The 14,429-nt window shown below is 70.6% G+C and carries 8 protein-coding genes and 2 pseudogenes; 4 read left to right on the forward strand and 6 right to left on the reverse strand.

Features of this window, described 5'->3' with window-relative positions:
- Positions 1–181 precede the first annotated feature (181 nt).
- Both QH290_RS16315 and QH290_RS16320 read left to right on the forward strand, forming a co-directional pair.
- On the forward strand, positions 182–1,192 hold the full coding sequence (locus tag QH290_RS16315; protein WP_425303613.1) for a phosphotransferase family protein: 1,011 nt from the start codon (positions 182–184) through the stop codon (positions 1,190–1,192).
- A gap of 12 nt (positions 1,193–1,204) precedes the next feature.
- Entirely contained in the window at positions 1,205–2,467 is a 1,263-nt protein-coding gene (locus tag QH290_RS16320; protein ID WP_280383713.1) for an acyl-CoA dehydrogenase family protein, read from the forward strand.
- Position 2,468: 1 nt separating this feature from the next.
- Here the strand turns inward: QH290_RS16320 and QH290_RS16325 are convergent, their stop codons facing one another.
- The 6 genes from QH290_RS16325 to ku form a co-directional block, all read right to left on the reverse strand.
- Positions 2,469–3,146, reverse strand: a complete 678-nt coding sequence (locus QH290_RS16325) for a methionine ABC transporter permease (protein ID WP_280270042.1) — start codon at positions 3,144–3,146, stop codon at positions 2,469–2,471.
- Positions 3,143–4,147: a methionine ABC transporter ATP-binding protein gene (locus QH290_RS16330; protein WP_280383722.1), complete on the reverse strand. Its 1,005-nt coding sequence runs from the start codon at positions 4,145–4,147 to the stop codon at positions 3,143–3,145. The genes QH290_RS16325 and QH290_RS16330 overlap by 4 nt, the downstream gene beginning before the upstream one ends.
- Before the next feature lie 11 nt (positions 4,148–4,158).
- Positions 4,159–5,031 (reverse strand): MetQ/NlpA family ABC transporter substrate-binding protein, encoded by an 873-nt coding sequence (locus QH290_RS16335; protein ID WP_425301907.1) that lies wholly within the window; start codon positions 5,029–5,031, stop codon positions 4,159–4,161.
- Positions 5,032–5,387: 356 nt separating this feature from the next.
- Positions 5,388–5,870, reverse strand: a complete 483-nt coding sequence (locus QH290_RS16340; protein ID WP_280383716.1) for a hypothetical protein — start codon at positions 5,868–5,870, stop codon at positions 5,388–5,390.
- Positions 5,871–5,930: 60 nt separating this feature from the next.
- On the reverse strand, positions 5,931–6,467 hold the full coding sequence (locus QH290_RS16345; protein ID WP_280270044.1) for a GNAT family N-acetyltransferase: 537 nt from the start codon (positions 6,465–6,467) through the stop codon (positions 5,931–5,933).
- 44 nt (positions 6,468–6,511) lie between these two features.
- Entirely contained in the window at positions 6,512–7,444 is a 933-nt protein-coding gene (gene ku / locus QH290_RS16350) for a non-homologous end joining protein Ku (RefSeq protein ID WP_280383718.1), read from the reverse strand.
- A gap of 215 nt (positions 7,445–7,659) precedes the next feature.
- Between ku and QH290_RS38285 the strand changes: the two are divergent.
- Positions 7,660–8,961, forward strand: a pseudogene (locus QH290_RS38285) (condensation domain-containing protein); the annotation flags it as partial.
- Positions 8,962–9,057: 96 nt separating this feature from the next.
- Positions 9,058–14,350 (forward strand): annotated as a pseudogene (locus QH290_RS16360) (amino acid adenylation domain-containing protein); the annotation flags it as partial.
- Between the last annotated feature and the right edge of the window lie 79 nt (positions 14,351–14,429).

Genomic DNA, 14,429 nt, shown 5'->3' on the forward strand with positions numbered 1-14,429 from the left:
CGACATCCCCGGCCACACCACCACCGCCCTCGGCACCACCCTAGGCGGCCACGTCCCCGACCCCCCCCGCGTACAACACCCCCCCCCACGGCACCGAACACGACCGATGGCGGGCGATGGTCGAGATCGTGCGGGCGGACCTGGCCGTCGCCAAGCCCGGATACGATGCGTGGGAGGGGGAGTGAACGGCAATGTCGGCCCCGGGCTGAGTCGCTTCCTGGCAACGGAACTCGATGGCGCCGTGCGGGTTTCGAACGTGCGGCAGGTGTCGGCGGGCGCGCGGCGCCGCACCGTGGTCTTCGACGCGCAGCGTCAGGGGCGGTCGGTGCGGCTGGTCGCGACCATCGTCCCGGCCGCCATCGAGCAGATCCCGGTCGAGGCCGAGGCGGCCGTGCGCGAGCTGGCCCGCAAACACGGCGTCCCGGCGCCGCCGGTGGTCGCCGTCTGCACCGAGGACACCTACCTGGGCGCGCCGTTCCTGATCTCCGAACATGTCGACGGCGAGACCGTGCCGCGCAAGGTGCTGCGGCTGGTCCACGCCGCGGGGATCGGGGACAGGGTCGCCTATCAGCTGGGGCAGGCGATGGCGCACCTGCACATCGTGGATCCGGGCGCGGCGCCGGACCGGCTGCCGGGCGAGGCCGAAAGCGATCCGGCGGCAACGGAATTGGCGGCGGCCGAGCGCGGTGTGCGGGCGCTGCTGGCGGACCGGCCGGTGTTCGCCGCCGCAATGCGCTGGCTGGAGCAACGCGTTCCACCACCGCCGGAGCGAAAGGCATTGCTGCACACCGATATGCGCAACGGCAACCTGATCGTCGACGGCGACGGCCTGCGCGCGGTGCTGGACTGGGAGGGCGCCCGCCGCTTCGGCGACCCCATGCGCGACGCGGCCTGGGCGGCGCTGCGCATGTGGCGGTTCCGCTCCGATGCCGCCGAATTCGGTGGGTTCGGCGGCCGCGAACCGTTCGTCCGCGGGTACGAATCGGCGGGCGGTCGCTTCGACCCGGACCGATTCCGGTGGTGGAAGGTGCTGTGCACGCTGGGCTGGGGTGTCGGGCTGGCCCAGCAGGCGGCCGCCTATCTGGACGGAACGGTCCGCGACATCGTCATGGCCGCCAGCGGGCGCCGCATCCCGGAGATCGAGTGGGACCTGCTCATGCAGATCCGTCCGACTGAGCTCACCCACCCCTAGAGAGAGGCCCCAGTGGATTTCGAACTGCCGAAAGATCTGGTCGACTATCTCGCCGAACTGGACGAGTTCATCGACCGCGAGATCGTGCCGCTGGAGCGGGCCGACGACAACACCCGCTTCTTCGACCACCGGCGCGAGAATGCCCGCACCGATTGGGAGCGGGGTGGGCTGCCCAGCAGGGAGTGGGAGGCCCTGCTGGCCGAGGCGCGCCGCCGCGCCGACGCCGCCGGGCACTATCGGTACGCCTTCCCGCGGCGGTTCGGCGGCCGCGACGGCAGCAATCTCGGCATGGCCGTGATCCGCGAACATCTGGCCCGCCGCGGCCTGGGCCTGCACTGCGATCTGCAGAACGAGCACGCGATCGTCGCCAACAACGTGGGACTGCTGCTCATGCTGGAATACGGCTCGGCGCGACAACAGTCCGAGTGGGTCGACGGGTTGGCCTCGGGGACAAGATTTTTCGCATTCGGCATCACCGAGCCCGAGCACGGCTCCGATGCCACCCACATGGAGACGAGCGCCGTCCGCGACGGCGACGACTGGATCATCAACGGCGAGAAGACCTGGAACAGCGGCATTCACGCCGCCCATGCGGACCTGATCTTCGCCCGCACCAACGGCGAGCCGGGGGACGCCGCAGGAATCACCGCATTCCTGGTACCCACCGAGGCCCCGGGATTCCGCGTCGAGGAATACCTGTGGACCTTCAACATGCCGACCGACCACGGCCGGGTCTCGCTGCGCGACGTGCGCGTCCCCGGCGACGCCGTCTTCGGCCCCGTCGGCCGCGGCCTGGCGGTGGTCCAGCATTTCTTCAACGAGAACCGGATCCGCCAGGCCGCCTCCAGCCTCGGTGCGGCGCAGTACTGTATCGATCGTTCCGTCGCGTATGCCAAGCAGCGCAAGCCCTTCGGCAAGGCGCTGGCGGAGAATCAGGCCATCCAATTCCCGCTGGTGGAACTGCACACGCAATGCGAGATGCTGCGGGCGCTGATCCACAAGACCGCTTGGACTATGGACCGCCACGGCACCTTCGCCGCCTCCGAACAGGTGTCGATGTGCAACTACTGGGCCAACCGCCTGTGCTGCGAGGCCGCCGACCGCGCCATGCAGGTACACGGCGGCCTCGGCTACTCCCGGCACACCCCCTTCGAGCACATCTACCGCCACCACCGCCGCTACCGGATCACCGAGGGCGCCGAGGAGATCCAGCTGCGCCGCGTGGCGGGCTACCTGTTCGGTTTCATGTCCTCCCGCGCCCCGAAGGGCGTATAGCTCAGCGGCGCAGTATCTTTCGGGCCAGCAGGTTCCCGGCGAACTGCACGCCCTGTACGCCCGCGATGATGATCAGGGTGGCGACCAGGGTGACCTGCCAGTCGAAGCGCTGGTAGCCGTAGACGAGGGCGAAGTCGCCGAGACCGCCGCCGCCGACGGTGCCCGCCATCGCCGACATGTCGACGATGGCGATCACCACGAAGGTGTAACCGAGGACCAAGGGGCCCAGGGCCTCCGGGATGAGCAGCGTGAGGATGATCCGCAGCGGCCCCGCGCCCATCGACCGCGCCGCCTCGATGACACCGGGGTCGACGGTGACGAGGTTCTGCTCGACGATGCGGGCGATACCGAACGAGGCGGCCACGATCATCACGAAGACGGCGGCGTCGGTGCCGATCGTGGTGCCGACCACCTGCAGCGTCACCGGGCCCAGCGCCGCCAGCAGGATGATGAACGGGATCGGCCGCACCACATTCACCACGACGTTGAGCAGCAGATGGATCGGGGCGTTGGCCAGCAGCCCGCCCTTGCGCGTGGTGTACAGCGCGGTGCCGAGCAGCAGCCCGATGAGCCCGCCGACCACGAACGTGACCAGCACCAGATACAGGGTGGTGCCGATGGATTCGGTCAGCACGGGCCGCAGCTTGTCCCAGTCCGTCTGTGCGGCAGCGAGAGTCACGCGGTCCTCCGTTCCAGGTCGTCGACCACCGAGGCCACCGCGTCGTCGGGACCGTCGAGCGCGAGCGTTAGACTGCCGAAGGTCTTGTCCCGCAGCGCACTCACCCCGCCGTAGACCACCTCGAAGCGGACCCCGGCATGGGCCGCGGTGGCCAGCGCCGCACCGACCCCGCGCTCGTCGTCGACGGGCACGGTGACCAGCCTGCCGGTGTGCCGCTCGCCCAGGCGCCGAAGTTCGTCGGCACCGGGCCGGTTGTGCAGCACGGTGTCGATGAAACTCCGCGTGGCCTCGGCGCGGGGTGCGGAGAATACGTCGAAGGTGTCGGCCAGCTCGACGATCCGGCCCTCGGCCAGCACCGCGACCCGATCGGCCACCGACCGGATGACGTCCATCTCGTGGGTGATCACCACGATGGTGACGCCCAGCTCCCGGTTGATCTTTCGCAGCAGGCGCAGCACCTCGCCGGTGGTCTGCGGATCCAGCGCCGAGGTGGCCTCGTCGGCCAGCAGCAGCGACGGCGAGGTGGCCAGCGCCCGGGCGATGCCGACGCGCTGCTTCTGCCCGCCCGACAGCTGATCCGGGTAGCTGCGCGCCTTGTCCGACAGCCCCACGAACTCCAGCAGTTCCGCCACGCGGGCCTTGCGCTCGGCCCGCGGCCGCCCCGCCACCTTCAGGGGATACTCGATATTGCCCGCCGCCGTGCGCGAGCGGAACAGGTTGAACTGCTGGAACACCATCCCGATATCGCGGCGCAGCCGCCGCACCTCGGACTCCGCGACGCCGGTGATCGGCGCGCCCGATACCAGAACGGTGCCGTGCGTCGGTTTCTCCAGGCCGTTGATCAAACGCACCAGCGTGCTCTTGCCCGCGCCGGAATAGCCGATGACACCGAAGATCTCGCCGGGGTCGATGCTCAGATCGATATCGGCGAGGGCGGTGTCGCGCCGCTTGCCCGTCGTGAAAACCTTGGTGACCGAACGAAATTCGACGGCCGGGGTGATGGGTTGTTCGCTCACTTCTGTGCTCGGATGCCGTCCTGCACGCGCTGCAGGATCTGCTGGACCTCGGGACCGCCGCGCTTCACCTCGACCGCGGTGTTCTTGGTGACCTCGGCATGCGCCCGCTGCACCTCCGGATCGTGCCAGAGGTCCACCACGGTCTGATAGGCCGCCTTGTCCTTGTCGGCGGCGCGCGACACCACGACATTGATATACGGCTCGGCGGCGGGATCGGCCGGATCGTCTTTGAACAGCGCCGAATTCGGGTCGACGCCGGAACGCTCCAGGAAGGTGTTGTTGATGACCGAGCCGTCCACCGAAGCGAGGGACAGGGCGGTCTGCGCGGCGTCGACGGTGGTCACCTTCACCCTCGACGCATTCTTGTCCACATCGGCGGGAGTGGGCTGCGCGACGCCGGGGGCGAGCCGGACCAGTCCGGCCTTCTGCAGCACGTTGAGCGCCCGCGCCTGATTGGTCGGGTCGTTGGGAATGGCGATCTCGCCGCCCTGCGGAATGTCCGCGACCTGCTCGTGCTTCTTGGAATACAGGCCCAGCGGAACGATATACGTGGCGCCGACCGGGGTGAGATCGTCGTTGTTGGCGACGTTGTACTGGCCCAGGAATTGCAGATGCTGGAACAGATTCACATCGATCTGCCCTTGCGACAGCGCGAGATTGGGCTGCTGATAGTCGGAGAAATTGGTGACCCGCAGGGTGATCCCCTTCTCCGCGGCCTTCCGTTCGAAGACGTCCCAGGACGAATCCCTGTCGGTGGTGCCGATCCGGACCACATTGTCGGAGGACGCGTCGCTGCCGCCGCACGCGGTGAGGGTCGCGGCGGCGGCCAGAATCAGCACCGGGATCGCCGGTATCCGATGGAACTTCACTCGTACTCCCGAATGTTCGTCGCGATATGCCCCGGCAATCCAAGCGGTGCCGGGCGGGCCGGGGCAACGGTTGCGATTGCGGTGAGCGAAACTCTCGCGGCAACCGCGGTGGCCTGCGGTGCCGAGCAGCGTGCGGACGTGGTGCGGATCGGGTCCCGCCAGGCCGGTCTGGGCGCGGACCAGGTGATCTTCACCGACGATCCGCAGCGTCCGGAGCTCCAGCGGTGCATCGACGTGTTCGCCGCCCGCGCCGCGGACAAGGACGACCCGACAACGACCCGGCCGAGTCGCAGGCGACCCTGCGCGAGCTGGAGGCCGGATTCCGGAAGTAGCGCGCCGGGACGGCCGGGAGGAGGTCAATGCGTGGGCAGGCGCTGGGTCGAGCCCTCCGCAAGGGCGTTGCGTACGTTCGCGATTCCCGCTCGGACCCCCGCGCCGTAGCCGTCGTCGGACAGCGCGCCCACCCTGGCCTCGGCGGCATCCAGGTGGCGCTGCGCGGAGTCGAAGGCGCCGAGGCGGCGGTAGTTGTCGGCCAGGTTCAGGTGGAGCGACGGATAGAAACCCGCCACGCTCAGCGATGCGTGCTCGCGCTGCGCGCGCTCGTCGGTGAGTGCGTCGGCGGCGTCGAGGGCGCGGACGTCCCAGGTCAGCGAGTCGGCCGCGTGGTCGAACAGGTCGGCCAGGTAGTGCGCCAGGGTGCAGCGGTGCAGCGCGTCGCCCGTGGTGCCGACGGTCTCCCACAGGGCCATCAGCTGTTTACGGGCCGTGGCCGAATCCCCTTGCCGCCCAAGGGTTACCGCCTCGTTGATCGCCGCCATCGTCGCATCGGTCGAAGTCATGCGCCCACCCTATGCGGCACCACCGACAACTTCGGACCCGCGCAGGCGACGCTGTCTGCGTCAGCGCCGTAGCCGCCCGGTGCGGGCGAAGGTGCGTTTGGTGGCGGGGGACAGGCCGGGGCTCACGTCGCCGGGGGTGAGGTCGGGCTCGTCCGGATTCGGGCGCACGAACAGCCGGACCGTGGTGGTGTCGGCGAAGCCGTGCCGCGTCATCATCGCCGCCGACGCCGCATTTCCGGACTCGACGTCGGTGACGATGCGGCGCGCGCCCCGCTCGAACAGCGTCCGGCAGCAGATCTCGACCAGCCGACCCGCGATCCCGCGGCCCTGCATATCCGGCGCGACGGCGATCCACTCCAGATACCCCCAGTCCTCGCGCAGCTCGAACTCCATCGAGCCGAGCACGAAGCCGACCACGCGGTCGGAGTCCACCGCGACCCAGCAGGAACCGTCCGGATTGTCCAGATGCTCGGCCACCGAGGTCAGCGACCAGGACGTGTAGGGCTTGGCCTCGGTGTCGAACACCTCACCGCCGAGGTCGAGCACCTCGCGCAGATGGCCCAGGCCCATCGGGACGATGGCTGTGTCGGCTTCCATGCCCACAGTTTGCCAGTTCGCGCGCGGGGAGCCGGGGACCCGCGTCAGGCGCCTTTGCGAGTGGTCTGTCTGGTGGATTTCTTGGCCGTCTTGGCGGCCGTGGAGGACTTGTTCGCGGCCTTGGCGGGCGCCTTTTTCGCGGCCTTCTCGGCGGGTTTCTTCTCGGCTTTGCCATCGGAATCCGAGCCCCGGCGGCCGGTGGCCTCGAGGCTGCGCTGCAACGCGGCCACCAGGTCGACCACCTCGGCATCCATTTCCGCGGGTGCCGCCTCCTCCTCGCGGCGGATCACCTTGTTGGAGCCCGAGGCGATCGCCTCGTCGAGCATCTTCTTCAGCTCGATCTGGTATTCGTCGGTGTACAGGCCCGGGTCGAAATCGTCGGACATGCTCTCGACCAGGGTCTCGGCCATGGAAATCTCTTGTTTGCGCGGGGCGGCGGCGCCGTCGAGAGATTCGAAATCGACCGCGCGCACCTCGTCGGGCCACAGCAGCGTCTGCAGCACCAGGATGCCGCCGCGCACCCGCAGCGCGGCCAGCCTGGTCTTCTGGCGGAGCGTGAAATGCACCAGGGCCACCCGGTCCACTTCCTCGAGCGTCGTGGCCAGCAGTACGTACGCCTTCGGGGTGTTCGAATCCGGCTCCAGGTAGTAGCTCTTGTCGAACAGGATCGGATCTATCTGCTCGGACGGCACGAACTGGAGCACCGGAATCTCGTGCTTCTCCGCGACGGGCAGCTTCGAGAAATCCTCGTCGGTGAGGATGACCTTGTCGCCCTCCGGTGACTCGTACGCCTTATCGATATCGGCGTACTGCACCGACTGACCGCACACGGTGCACACGCGGTCGTATTTGATCCGCCCGCCGTCCTTGGCGTGCACCTGGTGGAACCGGATGTCGTGGTCCTCGGTCGCCGTATAGACCTTTACCGGGACGTTCACCAGTCCGAAGGCGATCGAGCCCTTCCATATGGACCTCATAACCCGAGCGTACTTGGCGGCGGTGACCATTTCCGGGGTTCGGGGGAGCCGCCCGGTGACACCGGGTGCCGATCGGGTGTCTTGCAAACCGACCAATCCGTATGCCCCTCGGGCAACGACTGCCAGGTAGAGGCCGCCGAGGCGATTCCGGTTCGGTCCGTCCCGTGCGTCACCGCTGTCTTGCACCACCCCCATCCTTCGAACGGAGCGACTGCATGACCTCGTTGGCCCCCGAGTCCGCAGGCCGTACCGAGCCCGCGGCCCCGAGGCGGTTCCCCCTTTCGGCCGCACAGTCCGGAATCTGGAACGCTCAATGCATCGCGCCGGACGTGCCGCTCACGGTCGCCCAGTACGTCGATATCCCCGGTCACCTGGATGTCGAATCGTTCGACGAGGCGATTCGCGGGTGCGCGGCGGACCTGCAGAGCCTGAGCCTGCGGATCGTCGAGGTCGACGGCACCCCGTGGCAGCTGGTGGACCCCGACACCCCGCTCGATTCCGAGGTCGTCGACCTGCGGTCGCAGGCCGATCCGCTCGCGGCGGCGCGGCGCTGGATGGAGCGCGACGCGAGCACGCCGATGCCGGTGCTGGGGCCGCTGTTCCGCTCCGCGGTGCTGCGGATCGCCGACGACCACTACCTGTGGTACGCGAAGATGCACCACATCGCCATCGACGGCTACGGATCGATGCTGCTGGTCGCCCGAATCGTGGAGCGCTACAACGCGATCGTCGCCGGTACCGAGCTGAGCCGGTGCACCGCCGCCGACCTGTCGGCGGTGTACGCGGCGGAACTGGAGTACCGCGAATCGGAGGCCTTCACCGAGGACCGGCGCTACTGGTCGGAGCGGCTGACGGGACTGCCCGAATGGTTCGGGCTCAGCGACAATCCCGCCCCGGCGAGCGGGCGCCGCCGCACCGAGGCGGGCACCATCGATGCCGCGGCCACGGCCCTGTTCGGTTCGGCGCGAGAGCGTTTCGGCGTATCCCGGCCCGCCCTGTTCCTCGCCGCGCTGGCCGGATACTTCTCCGCCGTCACCGGCAGCGGCGAGGTGGTGCTGAGCCTGCCGGTGACCGCGCGCACCACGCCGCTGCTGCGCGCCTCGGCGGGATATGTGTCGAATGTGGTGCCGGTGCATGTCACGGTCGACCCCGGTGCCACCGTGGACCGGCTGGTGGGCGCGGTCGCCGAACGCCTCGAGCAGGCACTGCGCCACCAGTGCTACCGCCACGAGGACATGCGCCGCGATCTCGGCATCTCCGACAACCGGCGCGGATTCTTCGGGCCGGTCGTCAATATGATGCTGTTCCACAACCGAATTCGGCTCGGCGGCGCCGACGCCACCGTGCACATGGTGTCCACCGGCCCGGTGGAGGATCTGTCGATCACCCTCTACAACGGTGCGGGCGACGACGGGCTGCACATCGACTTCATCGCCAATCCCGATCGCTACGATGCCGCCGAGCTGGGTGCCCACCATCGCCGGTTCCTGAACTACCTCAGCGAGTTTCTGGCCGCCGGACCGCGGGCGGTGGTCGCGGATCTGCCCCTGGTGAGCGCGGACGAGCAACATCGGCTCGTGGCGGAATCCGAGCCCGCGATGGCCGCCGAGACGACGCTGGCCGAGGTGTTCGATGCCGCGGCAGCGGCGCACGCCGACGCGGTGGCGGTGCGGTGCGGCGCCGACAGCCTCACCTACGGCGAGCTGCGCCAGCGCGCGAACCGGTTGGCGCACAGCCTGATCGAGGCGGGAGCGGGACCCGAGACACTGGTGGCGGTGGCGCTGCCGCGGTCGGTGGATCTGGTCGTCGCGATCGTGGCGGTGGTGCAGTCCGGCGCCGCCTATCTGCCGGTGGATCCCACGTATCCGGCCGAGCGCATCGAGTACCTGTTCACCGATGCGCGCCCGGTGTGCGCGGTGGCCACCGAGGCCGTGCGTGCCGTCGTCCCACCCGGCCTGCCCGTGATCGATCCGACGGCGAACGGGACCGACGGCATACCGCGGATCACCGACGCCGAGCGGCGAGCGCCGCTGCGGCCCGAACACACCGCCTACGTCATCTACACCTCGGGTTCGACGGGACGCCCGAAGGGCGTGCAGATCCCGCACCGCAACGTCACGACGCTGTTCGCGAGTACGCAGGCGCGGTTCGGATTCGGCGCCTCGGACGTGTGGACCATGTTCCACTCCCACGCGTTCGATTTCTCGGTCTGGGAGCTGTGGGGGGCGCTGCTGTACGGCGGCACGCTCGTGGTGGTCGACCGCGATACGGCGCGCTCGCCGGAACACCTGCTGGAGCTGTTGCGCCGCGAGCAGGTGACGGTCCTCAACCAGACGCCGTCGGCGTTCTATCAGCTCGATGCCGCCGACGCGGCCGCGCGGCAGGAGGATTCGCCGACCGATCCGCCGCTGGCGTTGCGGTACATCGTCTTCGGCGGCGAGGCGCTCGAACTGCGCCGGTTGACAGCGTGGTTCGACCGCCACGGTGATCGGATGCCGCAGCTGGTGAACATGTACGGCATCACCGAGACCACGGTGCACGTCACCCACCGGGGCCTGGACCGGCCGGACGCGGCCCGGCGGCACGCGGGCGGCATCGGCCGGGCGCTGCCGAGCCTGCGCACCCTGCTGCTGGACAGCCGGTTGCGGCCGGTGCCGGTCGAGGTGCCGGGCGAGATGTACGTGGCGGGCGAGCAACTGGCCCGCGGGTACCTCGGTCGGCCGGGCCTGACGGCCACCCGTTTCGTCGCGAACCCGTTCGGCGCCCCCGGATCCCGGATGTATCGCTCCGGTGACCGCGGCCGGTGGAACGCCGGACATCAGCTGGACTACCTGGGCCGCGGGGACGACCAGGTGAAGATGCGCGGATTCCGCATCGAACTCGGCGAGATCGAGGCCGCGCTGCTGACCCAGGACGGGGTGCGCTCGGCCGCCGCGGTCGTGCGCGAGGACGTGCCCGGCGACCGCCGGATCGTGGCCTATCTGGTCGCCGCGCCGGACACGGCGCTCGACACGGTGTCGGTCGGCGTGGGGGTCGCCGCCGTGCTGCCCGAGTACATGGTGCCCTCGGCGTACGTCGTGCTCGACGCAATCCCGTTGACCGCCAACGGAAAACTCGATCACCGGGCCCTGCCCGCGCCCGCGGCCCAGGTCCGCGTCTACCGCGCGCCCGGAACGCCGATCGAGCACGCGACCGCGCGGACCGTCGCCGAGGTGCTCGGCCTGGACCGGGTGGGCCTGGACGACGGCTTCTTCGCGCTCGGCGGCAATTCGCTGTCGGCGGCCCCCGGGGGCCCGCGGGGCGGGGGCCCCGGGGGGGGGGCGGTTACCCGGGCGCCTGTCCCCCGCGGACGCGACCGTCGCGGAACTCGCGGCGCAGGTGCAGCGGCTGATGGGCGGCGCGGGCGAGGCGGTGCGGCTCGCGGCGCGGCCGCGACCGGCGCGGATACCGCTGTCGCCCGCCCAGCAGCGGCTGTGGTTCATCAACCGGTTCGACCCGGCATCGAGCACCTACAACATCCCGTTCACGCTGCTGCTGCACGGCGAGCTGGACGCGGCGGCGCTGCGCGCGGCGCTGGGTGATCTGGTGGAGCGGCACGAGACGCTGCGCACCGTCTTCCCGGACGGCGACGACGGCCCGCATCAGGTGATCGTGCCCGCGGGCGCCGCGGCCGTCTCGCTGCCGGTGATCGACGTCGATACGGCCGAGCTGCGGGATCGGCTGCGGGAGTTCGCGAGTGCGGGATTCGATCTCACCGCGGAGACGCCGCTGCGGGTGCGGCTGCTGCGGACGGGGCCGCACGACCACGTGCTCGCCATCGTCCTGCACCACATCGCGGCCGACGGCTGGTCGCTGAGCCCGCTGGCCGACGATCTGGCGGCGGCCTACCGCGCCCGCCGCGCCGGGCATCCGCCGCAGTGGGCGCCGCTGCCCGTGCAGTACGCCGATTACAGTCTGTGGCAGCGGGATTCGCTCGGCGACGAATCCGCACCGGGCAGCCGCGCCGCCGTCCAGCTGGCCTACTGGACCGAGCGGCTGGCGGATCTGCCCGACGAACTGACCCTGCCCTGCGATCGGCCGCCCCCCGCCGCGCCGTCGGTGCGCGGGGGGGCCGGGGCGGGGGGGGGGGCCGGGGGGGGGCCCGTGCCGGTGTCGATCGATGCCGACCTGCACGCGGGCCTGGCGGAGCTGGCGCACGCGGGCGGCGCGACGCTGTTCATGGCGGTGCACACCGCGTACGCGATGCTGCTGGCCCGGCTGTCGGGGATGTCGGATATCGCGGTGGGTACGCCGATCGCGGGTCGTGGCGAGCGCGAACTCGACGGTGTGATCGGCATGTTCGTCAACACCCTGGTGTTCCGGACCGGCGTCGACGGGGGCGAATCGTTCGCGGCCCTGCTCGACCGCCAGCGCGAGGTCGACCTCGGGGCGTTCGCGCACGCGGAGGTGCCGTTCGAGCGGCTGGTGGAGGCGCTCAATCCGGTCCGGTCGACGGCGCGCCACCCGCTGGTCCAGGTCGGATTCTCGTTCCAGAACCTGGCCCCGGTGGAGCTGGACCTGCCCGGGCTCACCGTGACGCCCGCCGAAATCGACCTGGAGATAGCGCAATTCGATCTGCAGCTGGTCGTCGCCGACCGCTATGACGACACGGGCGCGCCGGCGGGGATCACCGGCCACCTCGCCTACGCGGCCGATCTGTTCGACGAAGCGACCGCGGCCGCGATCGGCGACCGGTTCCAGCGCCTGGTGCGCGAGATCGTCCGCGCGCCACACCGTCCCGCCGGGGATATCGAGATGCTCGCCGCCCACGAGCGGCACACCATGCTGCGCGAGTGGAACGACACCCGCCACCCGGTGCCGGAGACCACGCTGGCGGCGCTGTTCGCCGAGCAGGCGGCCCGCACGCCGGAGGCGGTGGCGGTGGCGAGCGACGGCGACGGCGAGGATCCGGCCCGCGCGCTGACCTTCGCCGAGTTCTCCGGCCGCGTGAATCGCCTGGCGCGCCACCTGATCTCGCTCGGCGTGCGGCCGGAGACCCGGGTGGCGCTCGGGATCCGCCGCTCGGTGGACCTGGTGGTCGCGATGTACGCCGTCTCGGTAGCGGGCGGGGTGTACGTGCCGCTGGATCCCGATCAGCCCGCCGAGCGGCGGAACTACATCCTCGACGTGGCCGCGCCGCTGTGCGTGCTGACCACCCGCCGGGACCGGCCGTCGCTGTCGGCGGCCGTCCCGATGCTCGACGTCGACGAGCTCGAGCTGGCGGAGCTCTCGGCTGCCCCGGTGACCGCCGCCGACCGGCCGTCGGCGCTGTTGCCGCAGCACACCGCGTACCTCATCTTCACCTCCGGCTCGACCGGGCGGCCCAAGGGCGTGGCGGTGCCGCACCGCGCCATCGCGAACCAATTGCTGTGGAAGCGTGCGGCATTCGCGATGGGGACCGAGGATTCGGTGCTGGTGAAGACGCCCGCCACCTTCGACCTGTCGGTGTGGGAATTCTGGTCGGCACCGATCAGCGGTGGGCGCATCGTGGTGACCGCGCCCGACACCCACCGCGATCCGGTGTACCTGGCGAAGGCCATCGAAACCCACCGGGTCTCGGTGCTGCACCTGGTGCCCTCGACGCTGGATGCGCTGCTGTCCACCGGCGCCTCCCTGCCGTCCTCGCTGCGGGCGGTGCTGGTGATCGGCGAGGCGCTGCCGGGCCCGACCGCCGGTCGGTTCCGCGACGGCCATCCGGGCGTGGAGCTGTGGAACCTGTACGGCCCCACCGAAACCGCCGTCTCCATCACGGCGCGTCGCGTCGACGACGAGTGCGCAGGAACGGTTCCGCTCGGCGTCCCGGAGTGGAACAGCCAGGTGTACGTGCTGGATTCGCGGCTGCGCCCGGTGCCGCCGGGGACCGCGGGCGAGCTGTACCTGGCGGGCGCGCAGGTGGCGCACGGATACCACGGCCGTCCCGGACTGACCGCGGAACGCTTCGTGGCGCAGCCGTTTTCGGAGCGCGCGGGTGAACGCCTGTACCGCACGGGCGATCTGGTGCGGTGGACCGCTGTGGGCGAGCTGGAATACCTGGGCCGCACCGACTGTCAGGTGAAGATCCGGGGCTTCCGGATCGAGCTGGGGGAGATCGAGGCGGCGCTGCTGGCGCTCGGCGAGATCGCCGCGGCGGCCGTCGTCGCGCAGAGCGACGAGCGCACCGGCGACCGGCTCATCGCCTATCTGGTGGCCGCCGCCGGTGCGACGATCGATACGGCGACGGTGCCCTCCAGGCTGGCGGCCGCGTTGCCGTCGTATATGGTTCCGGCCGCGTTCGTCGTGCTCGACGCGCTGCCGCTGACCGCGAACGGCAAGCTCGACCGCGGCGCCCTGCCCGTCCCGGCCGTCGAACTCGCGGAGTTCCGCGCGCCCGTGACGCCGCTGGAACAGCTGGTCGCCGGGGCGTACGCGGAGGTGCTGGGCCTGGCGCTGGTCGGGCTCGACGACGACTTCTTCGCGCTCGGCGGCACGTCGCTCAGCGCCACCCGGGTGGCGGCGCGGCTGAGCGCGGCGGCGCGCGCCCCGATCGGCGTGCGCGCGCTGTTCGAGGCTCCGACGGTGGCCGCGCTGGCGGCCCTGGTGGGCAGGCAGACCGGGACGCGCGAGCGTCCGGCCCTGACGAGCGGCACACGGCCGCAACGGATTCCGCTGTCTCCCGCACAGCAGCGGCTGTGGTTCCTCAACCGCTTCGATTCCGATTCGGGCGCCTACAACATCGCGATCGCCCTGCGCCTGCACGGCGAACCGGACGTGCCCGCGCTCGCGGCCGCGCTCGGTGACGTGGTGGCGCGGCACGAGTCGCTGCGTACCGTCTACCCCGACGGCCCGGACGGTCCCGTCCAGCTGGTCGTCGCGGGCCCCGCCGCGCCCCCCCCACACGCGGGGGGGCCGGGGGGGGTGTGGGGGGCCGCGGGCCCGCGGCGGGGGGTGGGCCCGCGGGGGTTGGGTG

Source organism: Nocardia wallacei (genome assembly GCF_029869545.1).
Taxonomy (GTDB): domain Bacteria; phylum Actinomycetota; class Actinomycetes; order Mycobacteriales; family Mycobacteriaceae; genus Nocardia; species Nocardia wallacei_A.

Bases quoted from the DNA above. Each gene is read 5' to 3' on its own strand.
- QH290_RS16340 (WP_280383716.1), bottom strand. From the start codon at position 5,870: ATGACTTCGACCGATGCGACGATGGCGGCGATCAACGAGGCGGTAACC.
- ku (WP_280383718.1), bottom strand. From the start codon at position 7,444: ATGAGGTCCATATGGAAGGGCTCGATCGCCTTCGGACTGGTGAACGTC.
- QH290_RS16345 (WP_280270044.1), bottom strand. From the start codon at position 6,467: ATGGAAGCCGACACAGCCATCGTCCCGATGGGCCTGGGCCATCTGCGC.